The organism is Streptosporangium sandarakinum (genome assembly GCF_050942225.1).
Taxonomy (GTDB): Bacteria; Actinomycetota; Actinomycetes; order Streptosporangiales; family Streptosporangiaceae; genus Streptosporangium; species Streptosporangium nondiastaticum.
The window spans coordinates 6,234,641-6,248,934 of record NZ_CP192034.1 but is presented as its reverse complement, the minus strand read 5'-3'; the positions used below and the strand labels follow the sequence as shown (position 1 = coordinate 6,248,934).

Genomic DNA, 14,294 nt, shown 5'->3' with positions numbered 1-14,294 from the left:
TATGAGCGTGCTCACCCAGGAGAGGCGCAGCCGCACCGGTGGATCGTCAGGATCTTTGGCCTGGTTGCTCGTGGCGGGGATCATCCTCGCCGCCCTGAACCTGCGCACCGCCGTCACCAGCGTGGGGCCGGTTCTCGACCAAATCTCCTCCGGCCTCGGCATGTCCGGCGTCGGGGTCGGCCTCCTCACCACCCTCCCGGTACTGATCTTCGCCACGGTCGGCGCGGTGACGCCGACGCTGGCGAGGAGGATCGGCGAGCACCGGCTGCTGCTGGCCGCCCTGGTCGTGCTCGGCGTGGGCCTGCTGGTCCGCGCGCTGGTGGGCTCGGCGGGGATCTTCCTGGTCAGCAGCGCCCTGGCGCTGTCGGGCGGCGCGGTGGGCAACGTGCTCATCCCCACCCTGATCAAGCGCCACTTCCCCGGCCGGGCCGGGACCATGACAACCGTCTACACCACCGCGCTCGCGGTCGGCACGATGCTCGCCGCCGCCGCGACCGTGCCGATCGAACGGGCCGCCGACGGCAACTGGCACGTCGCGCTGGGGGTGTGGGCGGCGCTGGCCGCAGTCGCCGTCATTCCGTGGCTTGCGCTTCTGCGCAGTGAGCCGGAGCGGGACGCGGGCAGCAGGGACCTCGGCACCGGGACCCTGGTGCGCAGCAGGCTCGCCTGGGCCGTCGCCGCGTACTTCGGCACCCAGAGCATGGTGGCCTACATCATGTTCGGGTTCCTGGCGAAGATCCTCATCGACGGCGGCTACACCACCGGGCAGGCCGGGCTGCTGCTGGGCGTCTTCACCGCCATCAGCATCCCGGTCTCGATGGCCGTGCCCGCGGTGGCCACCAGGTTCGCCGACCAGCGGCCGGTGGTGGCGGCCTTCGTGGTCTTCTACCTGGTCGGCTTCCTCGGCCTCTGGCTCGCTCCGCCCGCCCTGGCCTGGCTGTCCACGCTGCTCATCGCCATCGGCATGGGGTCCTTCCCGCTCGCGCTGACCATGCTCGCGCTGCGCACCCGCACCCCCGAGGCCACCGCCGCGCTGTCCGGCTTCGGGCAGAGCGTCGGCTACCTCATCGCGGGCGCCGGGCCGCTGCTGGTCGGCGTGATGCACGAGGCCACCGGCGGCTGGGCGACCAGCTACCTGCTGCTGATCGCGGTGGTCCTGGTGCAGCTGGTGGCCGGCTGGTACGCGGGCCGCGACCGTTACCTGGAGGACGAGCGGGCACTGCCCCGCTGACCTCCGCCGCGCGTGCGGGTACGGTCCGCGTCCCGACGGGGGCGACGCGGGCCGTACCCGCATGCTGCATGATGTGGGGATGAACATCGGCGGATCGACGTTGGTCAGCTATCCGGCGGGCGAGGTCAGGGGGCGCTCGGCGGTCGTGGCGACCTTCCCGGTGGGCGGGCGCCACGGCACGGTCGTGGCCGAGACCCCGTTCCATCCCCTCGACCACACCTGGCCCGACCAGCCCGCGGACACCGGAACGATCGGCGGCCTGCCCGTCGCCGACTGCGTGACCGGGGCCGTGATGGAAGGCGAGGAGACCGTCCACCTCGGCCCGGACATCCCGGTGCGCCGGGGCACACCCGGCTGGAGCTGGCTGGTCGTCCACGTGACCGACGCCCCGGTGACCGACGCCGAGGTCGAGCTGGCGGTGGACGCCGAAGCCCGCCGCGCCCTGTCGGCCGGGCACACCGCCTGCCACCTCGCCGCGCTCGCGCTCAACGCGGCGCTGGCCGGACGATGGCGCAAGGAGGTCCCCGCCGACGGGCTGGGGCATCCCGACTTCGACCAGACGGCCATCACCTCCTCGCGGATCGTGCCGGGCGGCAGCGTGGACGTCTACCGCCTGGGCAAGTCGCTGCGCCGCAGGGGGTTCTCGGCCGAAGGGCTGTCCGCGGAGCTGCCGGAGATCGCCCAGCGGGCGAACGCCCTGCTCAAGGAGTGGGTGGCGGCCGACGCCCCGGTCTGGATCGACAGCCCGGGCCCCGAGCTGACCGCCCGCCGGACCTGGCACTGCGGCCTGCCCGGGGCGGAGGTCTCCATCCCCTGCGGGGGCACGCACCTGTCGCGCACCTCCGAACTCGGCGCGGTCGCCGTCGCCCTGGACCTGTCGGAGGACGGCGCCGAGCTGACCATGCGCACCACCGCGGGCTGACACGGGGACGCGGCCCTTCGGCCGTGGCCGGTCAGGGCGTACGGCTCTTCGGCCGTGGCCGGTCAGGGTGTACGGCCCGGCGGCCGTGACCGGACGCGCGGGCACGCGCCCCGTGACCGGAGCCATCGGGATGTCACGGCTTCTGTCACGATTTCCCCGGTACCGCACGGGCGCCCATTGGTCGCATCCCGGTTACGATCTACCATTCCTGTGCGAATGGGCCGGGGAACGGGGGGACCGTGGCAGGGGCAGTCGTCGTCGAGCCGGGCGTCGAACGGCGGAGCGGGCGGCTGTGGCCGACCCTGCTCGCCCTGTCGATCGCCGGAATGGTGGTCTCGGTACAGCAGACCGTGGTGATCCCGCTGCTGCCCCGCCTGATGGTCTCCTTCGGGGTGCCGGTCGCCGAGGTCACCTGGGTCTTCACCGCCTCGCTGCTGGCCGGCGCGGTCGCCACGCCCCTGCTGTCCCGCATGGGGGACATGTACGGCAAGAAGCGGATGATCCTCTTCACCGTCGGCCTGCTCGCCCTCGGATCGGTCGTCTGCGCCCTGTCCGGCACCCTCAGCACGCTGATCGCCGGCCGCGCCCTGCAGGGCGCGTCGGCGGCGGTGATCCCGCTGGCCATCGGCATGATCAGGGACAGCTTCCCGAGGACCCGGGTGATGACGGCCATCGGCGTGGTCAGCGCCACCATGGGCGTCGGCGGCAACATGGGCATGATCGTCACCGGGGTCATCGCCGACCGCACCACCAGCCACCACCCGGTCTTCTGGATCACCGCGGCCCTGGCGGCGGCCGCGCTCGTGCTCATCGCGCTGACCGCCCACGACGGCGGGGCCAGGGCCGGAGGCCGCCCCGACGTCATCGGCGCGGTCCTGCTGTCGTGCTGGCTCGTCTGCCTGCTGCTGGGCATCTCCAAGGGCAACGACTGGGGATGGGGCTCGGGGCGCGTCATCGGCCTGTTCGCGGGCGCCGCGGCGCTGTGCGCGGTGTGGACGTTCAGCCAGCTCCGGATGCGGGCACCCATGGTGCGGCTCCACCTGCTCGCCGGGCGCCACTCCCTGCAGGCCAACCTCGCCTCGATGCTGCTGGGCTTCGCGATGTTCGGGTTCTTCACCCTGGTCTCCAGCTTCGTCCAGACGCCGCCCGCGGCCGGGTACGGCTTCGGCGGGTCGGTCCTCGACGTCGGCGTCTACGCCCTGCCCAGCACGGTGACCATGCTGGGCGCCTCCTTCATGGCCGGCCGCCTGTCCGCGCGGCTCGGGGCGGCCCGCTGCCTGGCCCTCGGCGCGGCCCTCACCGCGGCCGGGTTCGGCTGGTTCACCCTCTCCAACGCCTCCGTGCTCGACCTGGTCTGCTCCAACGCGCTGCAGGGACTGGGCTTCGGGATCGCCTACGCGGCGCTGGGGACGCTGGCCGTACAGCACGTCCCGATGAGCGAGAGCGGCATCGCCAGCGGCATCAACTCCCTGGTCCGCGCGATCGGCGGCAGCGTCTCCGGGGCGGTCACGGCGGCGATCCTGACCTCGGTCACCATCGCCGGGACGGCCGTGCCGTCCCGGGACGCCTACGTCCTGTGCTTCGCCGTCATCACGGTGAGCACCGTGATCTCCGCGGCGGTCGCCCTCGTCTCCAGCCGGATGGCACGCGGGGTGTCCGAAGTGGGCTAAGATTTCATCTGCACCGCAAGGGGCTATGGCGCAGCTGGTAGCGCGCCTCCATGGCATGGAGGAGGTCTGGGGTTCGAATCCCCATAGCTCCACAGAAGGGCCGTTCCTGAGATGGCCCGCAGGTGGTTGACGAGATCCCGTCCGATCGGCTCGATCGGGCGGGATCTCGTCGTTTTCCCGACCGATGTGCGCACCGCGGCGCCCGCCGTCGGCCGGCGGCCACACCCGTCGGGTGAGCTCGACCCCGCTCTCACGGAAAAGAGCGAGGAATCATCATGCTCGGGTCCTAATGGTGCGCGACGAGCGCCTGCAGCAGGTCGCGCAAGGATTCCTGCTGGGTGGCGGTGAGCAGGTCCAGCGGGGAATGGGCGTTCAGGCGTTCGAGCACGTCGGCCCGGTAGCGCCAGCCGGCCGGGGTGAGCACGATCTGCTTGGCGCGCCGGTCCGTCGGGTGAGGTCGGCGCTCGATCAGACCTTGTTGTTCGAGCCGATCGAGAACGAAGGTCACGTTCGAGGGCTCACAGACCATCCTGTGGGCCAGTTCCCGTGCGGTGATCGGGTCGGACAGCTCCCGGAGCGCGACGACCTGCGTGGCGGTGATCCCCAGTTCCTCGGCGATGCGCCGCACATGCGCGTCGAGTCTCTGCGCGAACCGATGGACCAACTTGCACACATCGCGGTCGATCTCACCGTCTGCCACCGGGTCCGGCTCTTCTGCCATGCCTTCGAGTGTAGCTTGTGCTTCGAATCATGATAGTTCTAGTCTTCATCATAAAGACTCGAATCAAAAGGGGGTGCCGATGCCTCTTCCTGTCTTCTCTCTCATGGTGGTGGTCTTCGGACTCACGAGCGGGGAGTTCGTGATCTCCGGCATTCAGCCGGATGTGGCCGCCGGCCTGTCGGTATCGATTCCCGAGGCCGGTCTGCTGGTCACCGCCTATGCGCTGGGCATGATCGTCGGGGGCCCGGTGGTCACCGTCCTGACGGCCCGGCTGGACCGCAAGCCGCTCATCATCGGGCTCATCGCCGTTTCCATACTCGGAAACCTGGGTTCGGCGGTGGCTCCGGACTACGCCATCCTCCTGGCGGCACGGTTCGTCGCCGGCCTGGTCGTGGCGACGTTCTTCGCCATCGCGATCGCCACCGCGGCCTCCATGGCGCCGCCGGGTAAGCAGGCGTCCACCGTGGCGAAGGTGGCTCTGGGGATGAACCTGGGCATCGTCCTCGGGACGCCGATCGGTACTTTCATCGGCCAGAACTTCGGCTGGCGGGCGACGTTCGTGGCGGTCGCCGCGGTCGTCATCATCGCCCTGCTGCTGGTGCTGCGATTCGTTCCCGCTCAGCCACCGGTGGCGACAGGGTCGGTCGCCGGAGAACTGCGGGTGTTCGCGGGCCGCGACGTCCGGCTCGCGATCGCCCTCACCGCGGTCGGCAACGTGGGGGTCGTGACCGTCTTCACCTACATCACCCCCCTGCTCACCGACGTCAGCGGCTTCCCCGCCGACGCCGTCCCCGTGCTGCTGCTGGTCTACGGCGCCGGCGCGGTCGTCGGAAACTTCCTCGGCGGGTGGCTGTCGGGCAAAGCCCTGATGCCGTCGCTGACCGGTCTGCTCGCCGTCCTGGCCGGAGTCCTGGCGCTGTTCTGGCTCGTCAGCGGAGTCCAGGCGCCTGCGGCGATTCTGACCTTCGCCATCGGGGTGCTGGCATTCGCGATCGTCCCGGGCATGCAGACACGCGTCCTGGCCACGGCCGGCTCAGCCCCCACGCTGGCCGTGGCGGTCAACGCCTCCGGCTTCCAGCTCGCCGCCGCGTTCGCCGGCTGGCTGGGCGGAAGAGTCATCGGCGACGGATCAGGGCTGCGATCCATCTACCTCGTCGGCGCGCTCCTCACCGTCGCCGGCCTGGCCATCGCGGTCCACATCCTGCGACGCGACCGCCGGCCCCCGCGCGCCTCCGACACGCGTGTCAGGGCCGCGGGTCCGTACGCGAGCCGTAGGCCGGGCCGAACACGACCAGCAACGCCAGGTCCTCGGTGATGTCCACGAAGCGGTGTTCCTCGCCTGCCGGGACGAAGACGACCGCTCCGGGACCGACCTCCGCCTCACCGCCCGGCGTCACGATGCGGGCCCGGCCCGCGGTCACCACGTAGATCTCGTCCTCGGTGTGCGGGCTCTGGGTGTCGGCCCCGCCTGCCGGGATGCAGTACGTCCCCACCGACAGATCCGGCACCCTGAGCTGCTCGACCCAGTCATTGGCGGCCCCGGCGGCAGGTCGCGCCCATTCCCCGGCGCCCTTGATGATCTCCATAACGGCGACCATACCGGGCAGGTCGATCCCCGGATCCACCATCCCGAGCCCGGCTTCACGACATGGCGCGTGGCCGTGAAAATGCGTTGCCGCGGATCCCCCCGGAACGTATGGTTTTGCGCTCGTGATCGCAGTGGTGGAGAGGGTCCTGCCCGCCCGGCTGGGGACAGGGTTCCGGTGGTTGCTGGCCTCGAGCTGGCTGACGAATCTCGGTGACGGGGTCGCGGCCGCCGCGGGCCCGCTGCTGATCTCGACGTTGACCCGCGACCCGCTGATGATCTCGCTGTCGGCCCTGGTGAGCTGGGCGCCGCCGCTGCTGTTCAGCCTCTACGCGGGGGTGCTGTCGGATCGGCACGACCGGCGCAGGATCGTGATCGTCGCGAACGCGGTACGGGTCATGGTGCTGGCGGCGCTCGTCGCGCTCATGATGACCGGCACCGTGACCGTGGCGACGGCGCTGGTGGCGCTCACGCTCCGATCCATCGCCGAGGTGTTCGCCGACAGCGCGACGGCCACGCTGACGCCCATGATGGTCGGCAAGGACGATCTCGTCATCGCCAACGCCCGCCTGGGCACGGGGTTCATCACGCTCAATCAGCTCGCCGGGCCGCCTATCGGCGCGGCACTGTTCGGCCTGGGCTTCACCTGGCCGTTCGCGGCCCAGCTGATCCTGGTGATGGCGGGGATCCTCCTGGTCTCCCGGATCGCGTTGCCGCCGCACGGCCGGCGGGCCGGCGACCCCGGGTCCGGCACCGTACGGGAGCTCGTCGCCGGGTTCACCTGGACCGTCCGGCACGCCGCGGTCCGCACGCTGGCGCTCACCATCCTGATCTTCAACTTCACGTTCGGCGCGGCCTGGTCGGTCCTCGTCCTCTACACCCAGGAACAGCTCGGTCTCGGCGCCGTGGGGTTCGGCCTGATGACCACCATCAACGGGATCGGCGGCCTGGTCGGTACCGGTCTGTACGGGGCCATCACCCGCAGGGTGAGTCTCGGCGCCCTGATGCGGATCGGGCTCATCATCGAGACGCTCACCCACCTGGGCCTGGCCCTGACCCATTCGCCGTGGGTCGCCGGGGCCATCTTCCTGGTCTTCGGCGCGCACGCGTTCATCTGGGGCACGACCTCGGTCACCGTCCGCCAGCGCGCGGTCCCGAGCGAACTCCAGGGCCGGGTGGGCAGCGTCAACACCCTCTGCGTCTATGCCGGCCTGGTGGTCGGCTCGTTGATCGGCGGCCTCCTGGCCACCCGCTTCGGCGTCGCGGCGCCGTTCTGGTTCGCCTTCGCCGGTTCCGCGGTGTTCGTCGTGCTGCTGTGGCGGCAGCTCATGCTCATCGCCCACGACGACTGAGACGCGACCGGTGAGGTCGCCCGCTCAACCGTCGTGAGGTGCCGGGCGGGCGGCTCAGGGGTCGAGGGGCTCGTAGGCGACGACCTCCCGGGAGGCGAGGCGGGCGAGGCAGTCGCCGACGACGTGCTTCTGGAAGTGTTCGGAGGCGCGGTGCGCCTCGAAGGCCGCGGCGTCGACGTACCGCTCGTAGATCATGAACCGCCGGGGGTCGTCGACGGAGACATGGGCCTGGTAGGCGAGGTTGCCCGGTTCCCGGCGGGACAGTGGGGTGATGAGCCGGATGATGTCGGCGACGGCGTTCTCCTCGCCGTCGCGGGCGGTCCATACGGCTTGCACGACATAGGGCATAGTGGGCGACTTTAGGATGAATGTCCCTGATTGTCACGTCTGCGCCATACCTCTTGACATAGCGGATGACCTGGGCATAACGTCCCGTAAACGGCAGGCACAGACGAAGACATCCCTGTCAGTGGTCTTCGTCTGTGCTTTTTGTCGTTCCTGGACCGCTGGCAAGGGATCCAAACCCCCCTGAAAGGCGGCCGGGCATGAACGACAGCCCCGCGAACCCGAGAACGGCGGTCATCCGCAACGCGGGAGACGCGGCCGATCTCATCGACACCCTCAAGAGCCTGAGCGGCAGGGCGAACTGGATCTGGTTCCTCGCCCTGGCGGGACTGTTCCTGGACGCCTACTCCAACGCGGCGCTGGGGGCGGGACTGTCCCCCATGGTCAAGCAGCTGGACCTGTCACCCACGCAGGTCGGCGTGCTCACCGCGATGGCCCCGGCGATCGCGATCATCTCCAACCCCTTCGGCGGCTGGCTCGCCGCGCGGATCGGCCGGGTCAAACCGCTGCTGATCACGAAGGTCGTCTTCGCGCTCGGCGCCCTGCTGACCGCGGCCGGCTCGGACTTCCAGACGGTCTTCGCCGGGCGGGCCCTGGTGGGCATCGCCTACGGCATCGACTTCGCCGTGGCCATGGCGCTGCTCGCCGAGTACACCCCCGCCTCCCTCAAGGGCCGGCTCAACTTCTGGCAGGGCGTCTGGTACACCGCGACGACCACCAACCTCCTGCTCACCCTGGTGTTCTACAAGTTCGACGTCGGCGCCGACATCTGGCGCTGGTCCGTCGGCTCCTCGGCCGTCTTCGCGCTCGCCCTGCTGGTGCTGCAGCTGTCCTTCCTGGTGGAGAGCCCCACCTGGCTGGCGTCCAAGGGCAGGCTGCGGGAGTCCGTGGCGAGCCTGCGCCGGATGTACGGGTTCGCCGTGCAGGAGGGCCCGCAGGAGACCGGTCAGGCCGCCGCCGCCGCGCACCAGGTCGGGTTCCGGGACGCGGGCGTGCTCTTCCGCAAGCCCTACCTGCCGCGGACCATGCTGTCGACCGTCATCTCCCTCACCCAGGCCATGCAGTACTTCGCCGTGGGCTGGTACCTGCCGGTGATCAGCCTTGAGCTGTTCGGCAAGGAGTTCGAGAAGGCGACCATGGGGTCCATGGCGTTCAACGCGGTCGGCATCGTCGGCGGCTGCCTGTCGGCATACTTCGGCCGCCGGCTGGGCCTGCGGATCAGCTCGATGGCCGGATACGCCGTGGTGTTCGTCGCCCTGCTCGTCATGGGCGCGACGTTCAAGGAACTGCCCGTCGGGCTGGCCGCCCTGCTGCCGGTGCTGTTCATCTTCTTCCACTCCGCCGGCCCCGGCCCCAACGGCAAGTCGATCGCGGCGCTGTCGTACCGCAGTGACATCCGCACCCTGGGCACCGGCGTGACCGGCATGCTCGGCAGCCTCGGATCGGTCGCGGGCCTTTACCTGTTCCCGCAGCTCCAGGCGGGTATCGGGGTGGGCAGCAGCCTGATGGTCCTGGCGGTGGTGCCCCTGATCGGCCTGCTCGCCTGCATGGCGATCAAGTGGGACCCGACCCGCGCCGTGGTGAACCTGGAGGAGGAGACGATCAGCCTCCAGGAACGCAAGCCGGTGCCGGCCTGAACGGTGTCCGACAGGGACACGACGAAAGGACCTTCTCAGATGAGCAGGGAGCGCCGCCGAGGCGTACTCAGCATCGATGAGGGCACCACGGGCACCCGTGCCGCCGTCGTCCTCGACGACGGCGGCGCGGCACCGCCCGCGTACCTGCCCATCTCGGTCCACTCACCCGACCATCTGCGGGTCGAGCAGGACGGGACGGAGATCTGGGTGAACACCGTCCGGGTCTGCCGGGAGGCGCTGGACTGGGCGGCCGCGCACGACGTGGAGATCCTGGGAGTGTCGGTCGCCACCCAGCGCGCCACCGTGCTGCTGTGGGACACGGTGACCGGCTCGCCGCTGAGCCAGGCCGTGGTGTGGCAGGACCGCCGATACGCCGCGCGGCTGCGGGAGTGGGAGCCGGAGTGGGACGAGCACCTCGCCGAGCGCACCGGCCGGCCGGTCGGCTCCCGGGCGCCGCTGCTGTGGGCGGCCGAGGAGATCCACCGGAACGCGGCCGCCGCACGGGCCCACGACGAGGGCCGGCTCGCCTTCGGCTCGGTCGACACCTGGCTGGTGTGGAAGCTCACCGGCGGGGCGCGCCACGTCATGTCCGCCACCAACGCCGTGGCCACCGGTGCCTACGACCTGCGGACGGGTGACTGGTACGACCCGTGGGTGGACTTCCTCGGCTGCCCGCGCGACGTGCTGCCGCGGATCGTCGACGAGGACGGCGACCTCGGCTTCACCGACCCGTCGGTTCTCGGCGTGCGGCTGCCCATCCTGTCCGTCATGGGCGACCAGCACGCGGCGATGATCGCGCTCGGCGCCCACCGGCCCGGCCAGGCCATGTGCGTCCACGGGACCGGCACGTTCCTCGACGCCGTCGCGGGTGATCAGCCACCCACCCACCGTCGCCGTGTCCCGGGTGTGCTCACGCTGGTCGGCTGGCGCTCCCAGGGCTCGTCCCTGTTCAGCCTGGAGGGGTACGCCTCGACGACCGGCTCCGCGATGCGCTGGCTGTGTGAGGAGATCGGCCTGTTCGAGTCACCGGCCCGGCTGGCCGAACTCGCCCGCGAGCACACCGGGCCGACCCGGGTGAAGTTCCTGCCCGCGCTGGCGGGACTGCGGACCCCCGTCTGGTCGCCGGAGGCCACGGGCGTCCTCACCGGGCTCAGCCTGTCGACGACCCGGGCGGAGCTGGCGCGCGGCATCCTCGACGGCTTCGCGCACTCGGTGTGCGACCTGCTGGAAGGCGTCGAGGATGTCATGGGCCTGCCGGTCACCGACCTGTTCTGCGGCGGCGGGCTCGCCACCAGCGACGTGCTGATGTCCAGGCAGGCCGACCTGATCGGCCGGCCCGTACGACGCGCCCGCGGCAACGAGACCGCCAGCCTCCGCGGCACCGCCTACCTCGGCGGCGTGCGGGCCGGGCTGTGGCCGAGCCTCTCGGCGGCCACCGCCGAGCTCCGGACGGCCCCCGTCTTCGAACCCACCCTGTCGGACGCCGAACGCCAGGAAGCCCGCGCCGAGTGGCGCGACCTGCTGGCCCGCCACATCACCGCCGCCGGCCACGGCGGCCCCGAACCCGATTCACAGGAGGAATCAGCGTTGTGATCAGGCTTCCTGAACGCAAGGCGAGGTCGGAGACGAGAAACGTCATCCGCCGTACCCCGCTGAAGATAGACCGCCAGGGGCAGATCGAACGGCTCGCCTCCCGGCCCGTGGACGTGCTCGTCGTCGGCGGCGGCGTGACCGGCTGCTACACCGCGCTGGACGCCGCCGCCCGCGGCCTGACCGTGGCGCTCGTGGAACGGGACGACTTCGCGTCGGGCACGTCCTCCAAGTCGTCGAAGATGGTGCACGGCGGCCTGCGCTACATCGAGCAGGGCAACCTGCCGCTGGTCCGGCGCTCGCTGCTGGAGCGGCAGCGGTTCCGCCGCAACGCGCCGCACCTGGTGCAGCGGCTGCCGTTCGTCTTCCCCGTGCTCGCCCAGGACGGCGTCTTCGACGCGCGCATCGCCAAGGCGTTCGAGGGCCTGCTGTGGACCTACGACCTCGCCGGGGGATGGCGCATCGGCAGGCTGCACCAGCGGCTCACCGTGCCCGAGGTCCTCGCCCGCGCCCCGCGGCTGCGCGCCGACCGGCTCAAGAGCGGGCTGCTCTACTACGACAGCCGCACCGACGACGCGCGCCTGACCCTGACCATCGCGCGGACCGCCGCGCACTTCGGGGCGACCGTGCTCAACGGCGCCGTCTGCCGCGGCCTCATCCGCGAGGGCGGCAGGGTGCGCGGCGCGACCGTCGAGGTAGACGGCCGCGACATCGACGTGCGGGCGGGCGTCGTGATCAACGCCACCGGGGTCTGGTCGGACACGCTCGACGCCCTGTCGGACCCGGGCCACCAGCCCCGGATCCGGCCCGCCAAGGGTGTGCACATCGTGGTGCCGTGGACCCGGCTGCCCATCGACGGCACCGTGACCGTGCCCATCCCGGGCCGGGCCCGCCGGGCGACCTGCACTCGGTGGGGGGACGTGGTCGTGGTCGGGACGACCGACACCGACTACGAGGGCTCCCTGGACGAGGTGCTGTGCACCCGGGAGGAGATGCAGTACCTCCTCGACGGGGCCAACACCGCCTTCGACGCCGGCCTCACCCCCGAGGACGTGGTCGGCTCGATCGCCGGGCTCCGCCCCCTGGTCGGCGGCAAGGAGGGGGCCACCCTCGACATGAGCCGCGACCACCGCATCACGACGGACGCCCACGGGCTCGTCACCGTCACCGGCGGGAAGCTCACCACCAGCCGCCACATGGGCGAGCTCGTGGTCGACGAGGCGCTGAAGGTGCTCGGCCGCCGGCTCCGCTGCCGTACGGCGAGCCTTCCCCTGCTGGGCGGCGCCGGCTACGACGCGGAGGCCACCTCCGCCACCGGGGGGCTCGGCGCCCACCTGGGCGGGCGGTACGGCACCGAGGCCCGCTTCGTCACCGACCTCTTCGGCGAGGACCCCTCCCTCGCCGAACCGATCATCGAGGGCACCGCCCACCTGCGGGCCGAGGTGGTCTACGCGGTCCGCTGCGAGCTGGCGCGGAACGTCGACGACGTGCTGTCCCGCCGTACCCGGATGCGGGTGTTCGCCCGGGACCTGTCGGTGAAGGCCGCCCCGGAGGTCGGCCGGCTGCTCCAGCGGGAACTCGGGTTGTCCGACGACGAGGTCGCCCGGCAGATCGACGACTACATCTCCGGCATCGACCGCGAGAAAACCGTACTGATGGAGGCACATTCATGATCAGCAGGCAGACCATCACGCACCCGTTCAACCGGGGCGACTACGTCGTCGGCGCGCCCACCCCGCCGCGCTGGGCCGCCGACTGCCCGCCCGGCACGGGGAAGGCCAGCCTGCAGACCGCCGTGGTCGAGGTTCCCGAAGCGGTCGTCGCCGAGCTGCGCGCGGTCGCAGCCGCCGTGCACACCGACCGGGACGAGGTGATCCTGCGCACCCGCGACTGGTGGGCGGGCACCTCCATCGGGGAGACCGACGGCGCCCCCGCCACCCCGGACGCCGTGATCGTCGAGGCGGCCGACGAGGAGCAGGTGGCCGCCGTGGTCCGCGTCTGCCACGCGCACGGCATCCCCCTGACGGTCTCGGCCGGCCGCAGCAACGTCCTCGGCGCCGCCCTGCCGGTGTTCGGCGGGGTCGTGCTGGACGTCTGCCGGCTCAACCGGATCATCTCCTTCGACGCCGAGTCGATGATCGTCGAGGTGCAGGCGGGCATGTTCGGCGACCTGTTCGAGAAGGAGCTGCAGGAGGAGCACGGCGTCACCACCGGGCACTGGCCGTCCGCCTTCGCCATCTCCACGGTCGGCGGCTGGGCGGCCTGCCGCGGCGCCGGCCAGCTGTCCACCCGGTACGGGAAGATCGAGGACATGGTCGTCGGGCTGGACGTGGTCCTCCCCGACGGGAGCACCGCCAGCTACGGCACCTACCCCCGGGCCGCCGTCGGCCCGGACCTGCGTCAGCTGTTCATCGGCTCCGAGGGCACCCTGGGTGTGATCACCCGGCTGCGGCTGCGGACCCACCGGCTGCCCTCCTACGCGACGGGCCTCGCCTACGGGTTCGACACGTTCGCCGCGGGCCTGGACGCCTGCCGGGAGATCCTCCAGCGGGGCGCGACCCCCGCGGTGCTGCGCCTGTACGACGCGCACGAGAGCGGCACCCACTTCGGTGAGCCGGGCACCAACCTGCTGCTCATCGCCGACGAGGGCGACCCGGAGCTGGTGGACGCGACCATGGCCGTGACCGAGGAGGTCTGCGGCGAGCGGGCGTCGGTGACGCTCGACGGCGAAGCGGTCCTCGCCCGCTGGCTGGACGAGCGGATGCTCGTCGGCAAGTCCGGCGACGGCTTCGCCAAGGGGCCCGGCTTCGTCGCCGACACCTGCGAGATCGCCGGGTCGTGGTCGTCGCTGTCGGCGATCTACGACGAGGTGGTGGCGGCCATCGAGGCGGTGCCGGGGACGCTGCGCGCCTCCGCGCACCAGTCGCACGCCTACACCGACGGGGCCTGCCTGTACTTCTCGCTCCGCGGTGACGTGGAGCGGGAGCGCCGCCGCGAGTGGTACCGGGCCGCCTGGGACGCCGCCAACGAGGTGCTCATCCGGCACGGCGCCGCGATCAGCCACCACCACGGTGTCGGGCTGCTGCGCTCGCCGTACGTCGAGCGTTCGCTGGGCAGCGGCTTCGCCACCCTGGTGGCGGTCAAGCAGGCCCTCGACCCGACGGGGATCATGAACCCCGGGAAGCTCGGACTGCCCAGCCGTTTCGGGGCCGGCGCGTCCGACCAGGACTAGCGCATAAGG

Annotated in this window: 12 protein-coding genes and 1 tRNA gene; 10 read left to right on the top strand and 3 right to left on the bottom strand. The window is 71.3% G+C overall.

The window, feature by feature from the left end; all coding sequences use genetic code 11:
• Positions 1–55: 55 nt before the first annotated feature.
• From ACQP10_RS28785 to ACQP10_RS28770, 4 genes are all read left to right on the top strand, one after another.
• Positions 56–1,231 (top strand): CynX/NimT family MFS transporter, encoded by a 1,176-nt coding sequence (locus ACQP10_RS28785; RefSeq protein ID WP_346019635.1) that lies wholly within the window; start codon positions 56–58, stop codon positions 1,229–1,231.
• Between the two features lie 79 nt (positions 1,232–1,310).
• Positions 1,311–2,153 carry a metal-dependent hydrolase gene (locus ACQP10_RS28780; protein WP_346019636.1) on the top strand — a complete coding sequence of 281 codons (843 nt, stop codon included), beginning with the start codon at positions 1,311–1,313 and terminating at the stop codon, positions 2,151–2,153.
• 239 nt (positions 2,154–2,392) lie between these two features.
• Entirely contained in the window at positions 2,393–3,823 is a 1,431-nt protein-coding gene (locus tag ACQP10_RS28775) for an MFS transporter (RefSeq protein WP_346019637.1), read from the top strand.
• Between the two features lie 19 nt (positions 3,824–3,842).
• Positions 3,843–3,915, top strand: a tRNA-Ala gene (locus tag ACQP10_RS28770).
• A gap of 194 nt (positions 3,916–4,109) precedes the next feature.
• Here ACQP10_RS28770 and ACQP10_RS28765 read toward each other — a convergent pair.
• Positions 4,110–4,544 carry a MarR family winged helix-turn-helix transcriptional regulator gene (locus ACQP10_RS28765; protein WP_346019638.1) on the bottom strand — a complete coding sequence of 145 codons (435 nt, stop codon included), beginning with the start codon at positions 4,542–4,544 and terminating at the stop codon, positions 4,110–4,112.
• A 79-nt stretch (positions 4,545–4,623) separates the two neighbouring features.
• Here ACQP10_RS28765 and ACQP10_RS28760 point away from each other — a divergent pair, with 79 nt between their 5' ends.
• Positions 4,624–5,859: an MFS transporter gene (locus ACQP10_RS28760; RefSeq protein ID WP_433540069.1), complete on the top strand. Its 1,236-nt coding sequence runs from the start codon at positions 4,624–4,626 to the stop codon at positions 5,857–5,859.
• On the opposite strand, the gene ACQP10_RS28755 is transcribed toward ACQP10_RS28760, so the two are convergent.
• A complete protein-coding gene (locus ACQP10_RS28755) occupies positions 5,789–6,130 on the bottom strand; it encodes a cupin domain-containing protein (RefSeq protein ID WP_346019640.1) in 342 nt (113 codons plus the stop codon). The two genes, ACQP10_RS28760 and ACQP10_RS28755, sit on opposite strands and share 71 nt — an antisense overlap.
• Before the next feature lie 124 nt (positions 6,131–6,254).
• On the opposite strand from ACQP10_RS28755, the gene ACQP10_RS28750 reads away from it, so the two are divergent.
• Positions 6,255–7,481, top strand: coding sequence for an MFS transporter (locus ACQP10_RS28750; protein WP_433540068.1), 1,227 nt, complete (start codon positions 6,255–6,257; stop codon positions 7,479–7,481).
• Between the two features lie 54 nt (positions 7,482–7,535).
• Here the strand turns inward: ACQP10_RS28750 and ACQP10_RS28745 are convergent, their stop codons facing one another.
• Positions 7,536–7,829: a putative quinol monooxygenase gene (locus tag ACQP10_RS28745; protein ID WP_346019642.1), complete on the bottom strand. Its 294-nt coding sequence runs from the start codon at positions 7,827–7,829 to the stop codon at positions 7,536–7,538.
• A 197-nt stretch (positions 7,830–8,026) separates the two neighbouring features.
• On the opposite strand from ACQP10_RS28745, the gene ACQP10_RS28740 reads away from it, so the two are divergent.
• From ACQP10_RS28740 to ACQP10_RS28725, 4 genes are read left to right on the top strand one after another with little or no spacing between them, the layout of a single operon-like run.
• Positions 8,027–9,463, top strand: a complete 1,437-nt coding sequence (locus ACQP10_RS28740; protein WP_390005178.1) for an MFS transporter — start codon at positions 8,027–8,029, stop codon at positions 9,461–9,463.
• Positions 9,464–9,502: 39 nt separating this feature from the next.
• Entirely contained in the window at positions 9,503–11,056 is a 1,554-nt protein-coding gene (locus tag ACQP10_RS28735; protein ID WP_433540067.1) for an FGGY family carbohydrate kinase, read from the top strand.
• A complete protein-coding gene (locus tag ACQP10_RS28730) occupies positions 11,053–12,726 on the top strand; it encodes a glycerol-3-phosphate dehydrogenase/oxidase (RefSeq protein WP_346019645.1) in 1,674 nt (557 codons plus the stop codon). The genes ACQP10_RS28735 and ACQP10_RS28730 overlap by 4 nt, the downstream gene beginning before the upstream one ends.
• On the top strand, positions 12,723–14,285 hold the full coding sequence (locus ACQP10_RS28725; RefSeq protein WP_346019646.1) for an FAD-binding oxidoreductase: 1,563 nt from the start codon (positions 12,723–12,725) through the stop codon (positions 14,283–14,285). Before ACQP10_RS28730 ends, ACQP10_RS28725 begins: the two co-directional genes overlap by 4 nt.
• Positions 14,286–14,294 lie beyond the last annotated feature (9 nt).